This window comes from Janthinobacterium sp. SUN206 (genome assembly GCF_030587305.1).
In the GTDB taxonomy this organism is placed as follows: Bacteria; Pseudomonadota; Gammaproteobacteria; order Burkholderiales; family Burkholderiaceae_D; genus Janthinobacterium; species Janthinobacterium kumbetense.
This window is the reverse complement of record NZ_JAPWIB010000011.1, coordinates 1-1,658: the sequence shown is the minus strand read 5'-3', so window position 1 is coordinate 1,658 and position 1,658 is coordinate 1. Positions and strand designations below refer to the sequence as shown.

The 1,658-nt window shown below is 50.2% G+C and carries 2 tRNA genes and 2 rRNA genes; all 4 read left to right on the top strand.

Features of this window, described 5'->3' with window-relative positions:
• A 16S ribosomal RNA gene (locus tag O3300_RS28385) occupies positions 1-653 on the top strand; the annotation flags it as partial.
• 100 nt (positions 654-753) lie between these two features.
• Positions 754-830, top strand: a tRNA-Ile gene (locus O3300_RS28380).
• A 67-nt stretch (positions 831-897) separates the two neighbouring features.
• Positions 898-973: transfer RNA gene (locus O3300_RS28375), tRNA-Ala, on the top strand.
• Positions 974-1,219: 246 nt separating this feature from the next.
• A 23S ribosomal RNA gene (locus O3300_RS28370) occupies positions 1,220-1,658 on the top strand; the annotation flags it as partial.

Below are 1,658 nucleotides of genomic sequence, written 5' to 3'. Positions count from 1 at the left end.
GGGAGTACGGTCGCAAGATTAAAACTCAAAGGAATTGACGGGGACCCGCACAAGCGGTGGATGATGTGGATTAATTCGATGCAACGCGAAAAACCTTACCTACCCTTGACATGGCTGGAATCCTCGAGAGATTGAGGAGTGCTCGAAAGAGAACCAGTACACAGGTGCTGCATGGCTGTCGTCAGCTCGTGTCGTGAGATGTTGGGTTAAGTCCCGCAACGAGCGCAACCCTTGTCATTAGTTGCTACGAAAGGGCACTCTAATGAGACTGCCGGTGACAAACCGGAGGAAGGTGGGGATGACGTCAAGTCCTCATGGCCCTTATGGGTAGGGCTTCACACGTCATACAATGGTACATACAGAGCGCCGCCAACCCGCGAGGGGGAGCTAATCGCAGAAAGTGTATCGTAGTCCGGATTGTAGTCTGCAACTCGACTGCATGAAGTTGGAATCGCTAGTAATCGCGGATCAGCATGTCGCGGTGAATACGTTCCCGGGTCTTGTACACACCGCCCGTCACACCATGGGAGCGGGTTTTACCAGAAGTAGGTAGCTTAACCGCAAGGAGGGCGCTTACCACGGTAGGATTCGTGACTGGGGTGAAGTCGTAACAAGGTAGCCGTATCGGAAGGTGCGGCTGGATCACCTCCTTTCTAGAGTTTGCACGAATCAGGTAACTGGTTCACGCATCAAATGTTCACACTTATCGGCTGTTAGTAAGAGAAGAAACAGTAGTCGTAGTAGCACCGCGTTGGGGCTGTAGCTCAGCTGGTTAGAGCACCGTGTTGATAACGCGGGGGTCGTTGGTTCGAGTCCAACCAGCCCTACCAGTAAAAACAGACCCGGGGGTAAGGTGGACGCTAGTCCAGCCAGACCTACCAGTAATGTAATACCCCAGGGGGATTAGCTCAGCTGGGAGAGCACCTGCTTTGCAAGCAGGGGGTCGTCGGTTCGATCCCGTCATCCTCCACCAATACTTTGAAAGTGCAAACGTAAGCCAGTCAACAAGACTGTGGTTTAGGTTTGATCTTTTAGCGATCAAAGCTGTTTCGTTCTTTAACAATCTGGAAGAAGTAAAGATTATTTATTGATCGGTTTGCCGTAAAAGGTAAATCGATGGGTAATGATTGTATGTATCAACAAACAAGCAACAACGTTGTACTTTCTTATCCCTGTAGCGCTCTTTGATGATTTCGATTATCAGAGGCTAACGTTATAGGGACAAGCGAATAAGTGCACATGGTGGATGCCTTGGCGATTACAGGCGATGAAGGACGTAGTAGCTTGCGATAAGCTGCGGGGAGTGAGCAAACACACTTTGATCCGCAGATTTCCGAATGGGGCAACCCACCCTTTTAGGGTATTGCATACTGAATACATAGGTATGCAAGGCGAACGCGGCGAACTGAAACATCTAAGTAGCTGCAGGAAAAGAAATCAACCGAGATTCCCAAAGTAGCGGCGAGCGAAATGGGAGGAGCCTGTACGTGATAGTCGGACCGATAACAGAATCCTCTGGAAATAGGAGCCATAGTGGGTGATAGCCCCGTATGTGAAATCGGACCGGTGGTACTAAGCGTACGACAAGTAGGGCGGGACACGTGACATCCTGTCTGAATATGGGGGGACCATCCTCCAAGGCTAAATACTCGTAATCG